Source organism: Schaedlerella sp. (assembly GCF_056796775.1).
This window is the reverse complement of sequence record NZ_JBQIKP010000077.1, coordinates 3,836-10,047: the sequence shown is the minus strand read 5'-3', so window position 1 is coordinate 10,047 and position 6,212 is coordinate 3,836. Positions and strand designations below refer to the sequence as shown.

At 46.0% G+C, this 6,212-nt stretch carries 5 protein-coding genes; 2 read left to right on the top strand and 3 right to left on the bottom strand.

All coding sequences use genetic code 11. From position 1 onward, the window contains the following. The coding region (locus ACTOY7_RS20590; protein WP_482672769.1) for a penicillin-binding transpeptidase domain-containing protein at positions 1–1,045 on the top strand (1,045 nt) is incomplete at its 5' end. 48 nt (positions 1,046–1,093) lie between these two features. On the opposite strand, the gene ACTOY7_RS20585 is transcribed toward ACTOY7_RS20590, so the two are convergent. The 3 genes from ACTOY7_RS20585 to ACTOY7_RS20575 are packed head-to-tail and all read right to left on the bottom strand — an operon-like array spanning position 1,094 to position 4,156. Continuing rightward, positions 1,094–2,092, bottom strand: coding sequence for an alpha/beta fold hydrolase (locus ACTOY7_RS20585; RefSeq protein WP_016220569.1), 999 nt, complete (start codon positions 2,090–2,092; stop codon positions 1,094–1,096). 32 nt (positions 2,093–2,124) lie between these two features. Then, positions 2,125–3,474, bottom strand: coding sequence for an MFS transporter (locus ACTOY7_RS20580; protein WP_482672768.1), 1,350 nt, complete (start codon positions 3,472–3,474; stop codon positions 2,125–2,127). A gap of 28 nt (positions 3,475–3,502) precedes the next feature. Then, positions 3,503–4,156, bottom strand: coding sequence for a TetR/AcrR family transcriptional regulator (locus ACTOY7_RS20575; protein ID WP_004068832.1), 654 nt, complete (start codon positions 4,154–4,156; stop codon positions 3,503–3,505). Between the two features lie 146 nt (positions 4,157–4,302). Here ACTOY7_RS20575 and ACTOY7_RS20570 point away from each other — a divergent pair. After that, the coding region (locus ACTOY7_RS20570; protein ID WP_482672767.1) for an NACHT domain-containing protein at positions 4,303–6,212 on the top strand (1,910 nt) is incomplete at its 3' end.

The following is a 6,212-nucleotide window of genomic DNA, read 5'->3' as shown; positions in this document are numbered from 1 at the left end:
GCAGCTCCAGGAAGCTTTGTATCAGCAGTTCCAGGAAGATCCAGGCTGCTCCGTTGCGATGGATCCCTGCTCGGGAGAGGTACTGGCACTGGTCAGTACACCCTCCTTTGACAGCAATGAATTTATCCTGGGCCTGTCTGATGCCCGGTGGAATGCCCTCAATGAGGATGAACGAAAACCGTTGCTGAACCGTTTCCGGCAGATCTGGTGTCCCGGGTCTACGTTAAAGCCGGTCATTGCGTCCATCGGTTTGAAAACAGGTGCGGTCGATTGGCAGGAGGACTTTGGAAATGAGGGGCTGAGCTGGCAGAAGGACGCTTCCTGGGGAGACTATTATATAACGACGCTTCATGCGTATGAGCCTGTGACCATGGAAAATGCTCTGATCTATTCGGATAATATTTACTTTGCAAAAGCGGCGCTGGGGATTGGTGCAGATGTATTGGAACGAGAGCTGAACATCATGGGGTTTGGGGAGCAGATTCCTTTCGAGATTGTGATGCCCCCATCACAGTATTCCAATACGGAGCATATCGAATCGGAGATTCAGCTTGCGGACAGCGGCTATGGCCAGGGGCAGATCCTGGTCAACCCACTGCATATGGCCGGCTTGTATACAGCGTTCTGTAATGGGGGAAATGCATTGAAGCCGCGGCTGGTATATGAAGATGAAGCTGACATGGACGCGGGCAGCAATACCGGTGCTGAAATCTGGCTTCCGCAGATTTTTTCGGTGGAAACTGCAGCGCAGGTTCTGGAAGGCATGAAAAAGGTGGTGAACAACCCGGAAGGAACCGGCTATGCGGCACATCGTGGGGACATCGTGCTGGCCGGAAAAACCGGGACGGCAGAGATCAAGGCATCTGTGGAGGACACTGAAGGGACAGAGATCGGCTGGTTCGCCGTATTTACCGCAGAAAAGGACGCGGAGGATTCACTGCTGATCGTGAGTATGGTGGAGAATGTAAAAGAAATCGGAGGCAGCGGGTATGTAGTCAGTAAAGACAGGAACGCGCTGGATGCATATTGGGGGAGCGGACAGTAGGTGGTTTACTGTCCGTTCTAAAACTTCCGCATAAATGGGGGCGGCTTGTTATGCTTTGAAATATGATAAAATTTTATCCCAATACGCTTCTAAGGTTTTCGGATCGGAATTGAAGATTTCGTGCTTACTCCCCTTTACCCGGATAAGCTTTGCATCTATACGTTTCCTTCTGCATAATTTTTTCACAAACCGTTCCTGTTCCTTTTTAGAAACATAGGTCTCGTTTTCTGCCTGAAAAATCCTTGTGGGGCAGGAAATCCGACGCCATGCTTTCTTTTGAAGATTACGGTTTAACCGGTGCGACTGCCAAAGCCACCCATAGGAGGCTGCGTTCATCTGAAATAACGGCTCCTTGCTGCGTTTTTCCTGATAATACAGGAATCTGCATTGAGAAGCGGACGCACTGTCGGCATATTGCTCCGTTCCATCATAAGGGTGGTTTCCCGGCAGATAGCGTTCTTCCCCGCCGGCCATACAGAACACCTTTGCAATGAGGCATGCCAATGGCCAGGGGGTCGGAGCAGTGTTTGGGCGTATCATTGGTGAAGAGAGGATAAGCCTGGAATAGAGCCGGGGATCCTGCGCGGCTGCACATGCGGCGATTCCGCCGCCCATAGAGTGGCCGTACAGGCATATGGGAAGGCCGGGAAATTCCTGTGCCGCAATGCGGCTTACGAAGAGCAGATCCTCTACATATCTTTTATAGTCATCAATATGTACCAGAGAAAAATCTTCAGTATTACTGCATAATCTGTAGCTGCGGCCGTGTCCGCAGTGTTCCGGCATGAAGACATGATACCCGCCGCGGAGAAAGTAATAGATATTTTCCAGATGCTTATCGGTTGTCTCCGTATAGCCGTGGGACAGGATGACAATCCCCTGCGGATGGTCTGCAAGGCAGCGCAGGTAAAAAATCTTTTTTCCCTTTTCCCGCTCACAGTAATTTTCAGTTTTCCTCTCTGCAAGATAGGGCAGAACCATCGACTCCATCCTTTCCGCATATTTTTCTGCCGGTATGATCAGATTATGAATTGTTCTTTTATCCATTTTATGAATCTCCTTTGTAACCATTTGCACAGTTACCGTAGATCCTGGTTGATTTTGTTTTCATCATAAAACAGGAATACAATTCCACCTAAAAAGCAGAAGCATGCGGCTGAAAATGCTGCAATACGGTATCCAGTCCCCGATGCATTCCCAATTGTAGAAACCGCTGTAAACAGGAGCATAGAGAGGCTCTGGCCCAGCTTAAAGGCAAAAGTCCTTGCGGCATAGAACATGCCTTCCCGGTTGCTGCCGCTGCGCTTCGCATCGCTCTGGGCAATGTCGGCGACTACTGCCTGCGGAAGGATTCCAAAGACCGCCATGGGCAACGAAGCCGCAATCATAAGGAGCAGGCCCTGCGCATTGGCGGAAATAAACGAGATCCTTCCAAGGAATCCGGTATAAAGATAGGATGACGAAAAGATTACAAATGCCACAACTATCAGTTTTTTCTTGCCAAGCTTCGGCGCCAGCTTATTGATTGGGATATAAAATATCAGTGACAATGCCGTCATGCCTACAAAATAGAGCGTGGTCATTGTTTCCGGAAGCTTCAGCAGGCTGGTGACGAAAAACGGAAGGCCTGTCTGGAACATGGTAATGGCAATCCAGTACAGGATGTCTGAGCCTACGAATTTCCGGAATTCTCCGTTGCGGAATGTGGAAACAAGAGAAGAAAACGCAGTATCCTGTGAAGGGACGGTACTGACATATTCTTTTTCGCGGATGGACCAGACCGGTATCTGCATGCAGAAAAATGCGATGACAGCCATAACTGTGAATGTTGTGCGGATAGCACCTACACGGCCTAATACCGGGATCAGGGCTCCCCAGATGACCGGCGCCAGATAGGCGACTGCGGTTCCTGCAATAAAAGTAAAAGAAATTACAGTGGAAATATTTAAGCGTTCCTGCTGGTTGTGCCCCAACTCCGGAATCAGGGCATTATACGGTGTACAGTAAGCTGTAATTGACAGATAATATACCAGTACCATTACGAACAGGAAAATGGCATTGGCCCAACTGTTCCTGTTGACCGGGGACCAGAATATCAGTACGGTAGACACAGAAAGAGGCAGGGCCGCCCATTTCAAAAATGGGATTCGCCGGCCATTTTCAGAAGTACAGCGGTCTGAAAGCGATGCGATCCACGGATCTGTGAATGCGTCAAAAAGCCGTCCGAAGGCAGTAATGCCCCCGATTACCGTAAAGATTCCGAGAATAACCAACCCCTGGGGAATAAACAGCGGCTGTCCCTGTGCCACAGACACCTCATCCGGCTGATAAAAGTATACCAGCCAATTAGAAATCAGACCAGACAGTAAAGACCATCCAAACTGTCCGGCTGCAAAAAGCCATATTTTACCTGTAGATAGTGATTTCATATGTATCCTCCTTGTTCCCTCTATGTTATCATTCTTTTGCTGCCAAGCCCTTAAGGAGCAGATTGCCCGCAATCTCTACCTGCAATGCCAGGCCGACCCGCTCGTCAGATGAAAGGATGTGCCCATTTAAGGACAGCTTCTGCATCAGACTTATCAGCGTATGTGTCACGGAAAAATATATTTCATCTGCTGTATATGAAAAGGCCAGGCTTCCGTCCCTGAGACCCTTTTCCAGAGCATTTGTCATATAAGGCTTCAGATTCAGAATGTATTCTTCATATTCGCCCAGCCGTTCTTTTGAAATGTGATATCTTTGGACAAAGATATCAAACTCCTGGAGAAATTTCAGAAATAGAAGTTCCTCCTGGAAAATCTCTGAAAAGATATGGAAAATACATTCCATCTGTTGGAGTCCGCTTAGTTTCTGATATGCGATTTGGGACAGGGACTCCAGATATTTCCCTGCAACCTTCTGCCAGTATGCAATCCCTGCCGAGATCGCAAGCTGGGCTTTGGTTTCAAAATAACGGTAGATTGTAGCTGGTCCGACACCGGCGGCTTTCGCAATCTCCTCCACTGATGTGTCTTCAATCCCTTTTTCACAGAACAGCTTTAGAGCAGTGTGAAGTATCTGCTGCGTGCGCCGCTCCATCTGCTGTTTCCGAATCATAGATTCTCCCATAAAGAATCTCTCCTGTCTGTCTGGATTTTATGATAGTTATACTATCACTTTTTTTGATTAATGTCAATGAAAGTTGCTTTTTCTATACCTGCATGATAACATTTATATCAAATCAGCAGAAAACATCCTGAAAAGAGGAACGAGAGATGAATGAACAGATATATGGTTATATCAGCAGTATCGTAACTGGTCTTGTTACAAATGGGATACAGGGGATATTTGACTATATTACAAAAGAAAACCTGCAGGACAGGATTACAAATGTGATTGAGACTGCACAGGAGATATATGAAAAGGAGTATCAATGCAGTAATAGCAGTCTATTTATATGGCAGAAAAACATTGAGTTTTATACGCAGTGGTTGATGGAAGGTTTCCTTCCAAGAAAGGATGTATTTCCCCCTGTCCAGTATGGTGAAAAGGCGGACAGTATCGTTACGCCGGAAGAAGTGGATTTTATTTACCGCCATATGGATAGGCTGGTAAAGAATGATCCGGAACTACGAAGTCTCCATGCCTCTATCGTGTGTGATGATATATACCGGATGTTGGAGGGAAAAGAAAAGTCAGAATGTAACCAGGATTACTATGGTTATGTCAAAAGCTACGGAAGTGTATTGTTTCTGCATAAGGCAGAAGACAAAAGGGCTATTACTTTGAAGGATACATATGTCAGGCCGGATTATGATATTGCACCCCGCAGTTCCATGAGATTATGGGAAAGTCGGCCAGATATTGAGAAGCTTCTGGCTGAGTTTCCGGCGGATAGGAAAAACCGTGTTATGGTGATGGAAGGTGATGCTGGTGTAGGAAAAAGCAGCTTGATTTCACATCTTGCTTTCGGCAATGAGAAGGCCATGCAAGAATCCGAAAACGGCATATTTGACGGATGCGCAATGTTTTGTGTCCGTTTGAGGAATCTGACTATGAGCAAAAAGTTTATAGAAGCACCGGTTAAGGGCATTTTGGGAGAGCTGGGATTTGAGACATATGAAGTGTTTGCAGAAAAGGCAGGGAAATCGGTCTTATTTCTGGATGGATTTGATGAATTATGTATGATTGACGGAATGACGGACTTTGCGGAGCAGATTTTGAGTGAAATCATCAGAGGATTCTCGGAAAGCCATATTATCATAACAACGAGGCCCAAATTTATAGATGTATTAAAACTGAAAGAGGAGGGAATCGGCACCGGCATCGCCTATGTATTGTTAAAGCATTTCAATGCACGAAAGCGGGAGGAATGGATTGAAAAATACCGGAAGGTGTGTGACCGGGAAGAATTTCCGCGGCTTGATCGGATCCTTGGGATTGAGGACGATTCTTCGGATGGAATCTGTGATACCCCGTTGGCTCTATATATGCTTGCGGCAGGGAAGATTACGGATGAGGCATGGGATAATCCATGGGTCTTATACCATCAGATATTTTCTGTGGAGCTGAGCAACACGGAGTATAACAAGCTGTTTTCAAGGGATTCCTATACACATATGATTAGCAGGTATAAGGATGTTTTGTATCGGGTTGGCGCTGAGATTGCTTATAAAATGTATGCGACCGGGAATAAGAAGCTGTATGTAACACAGGATGATATCGGGGAAATCATACGCGGCCTGCAGCTGGAATCAAAACAGACAGGGCAGATTGTAAGACGGTGTTATGCGCTTTGTAATTATTGGAAAAATGATGGTAAAAGAGGCGTTGCTGAATTTTATCACAATAATATAAGAGATTTCTTCCTGTGTGAAAAGATATTTTATGAGCTTGAAACCATTTATCAGTCTTTTGATGAAGAATGCATGAGGGATGAGCAGAAGCGTAGTACGGTCATTGAAGCATTTATCTGTGCTTTCAGCCGTCTGTTTGCTGATTCAGATGTCAGTGATAAGGTATCTGAGTTTATCTATTACAGATCTTTGTATAAGATGTTATCTAACGAGGAAGAAGAATTTATCCGGCAGGAATTAAAGTACCAGTTTTTAGGTTATTTTTTTGAGAAGATGTTCTTCCATGGTGCGGTTCATGATTACCGGTATGATGGGAAACGCAGCCTGTT

What these genes read in the sequence shown, in the direction of transcription:
- ACTOY7_RS20580 (WP_482672768.1), bottom strand. Translation starts at nt 3,474, where the DNA reads ATGAAATCACTATCTACAGGTAAAATATGGCTTTTTGCAGCCGGACAG.
- ACTOY7_RS20585 (WP_016220569.1), bottom strand. Translation starts at nt 2,092, where the DNA reads ATGGATAAAAGAACAATTCATAATCTGATCATACCGGCAGAAAAATAT.
- ACTOY7_RS20575 (WP_004068832.1), bottom strand. Translation starts at nt 4,156, where the DNA reads ATGGGAGAATCTATGATTCGGAAACAGCAGATGGAGCGGCGCACGCAG.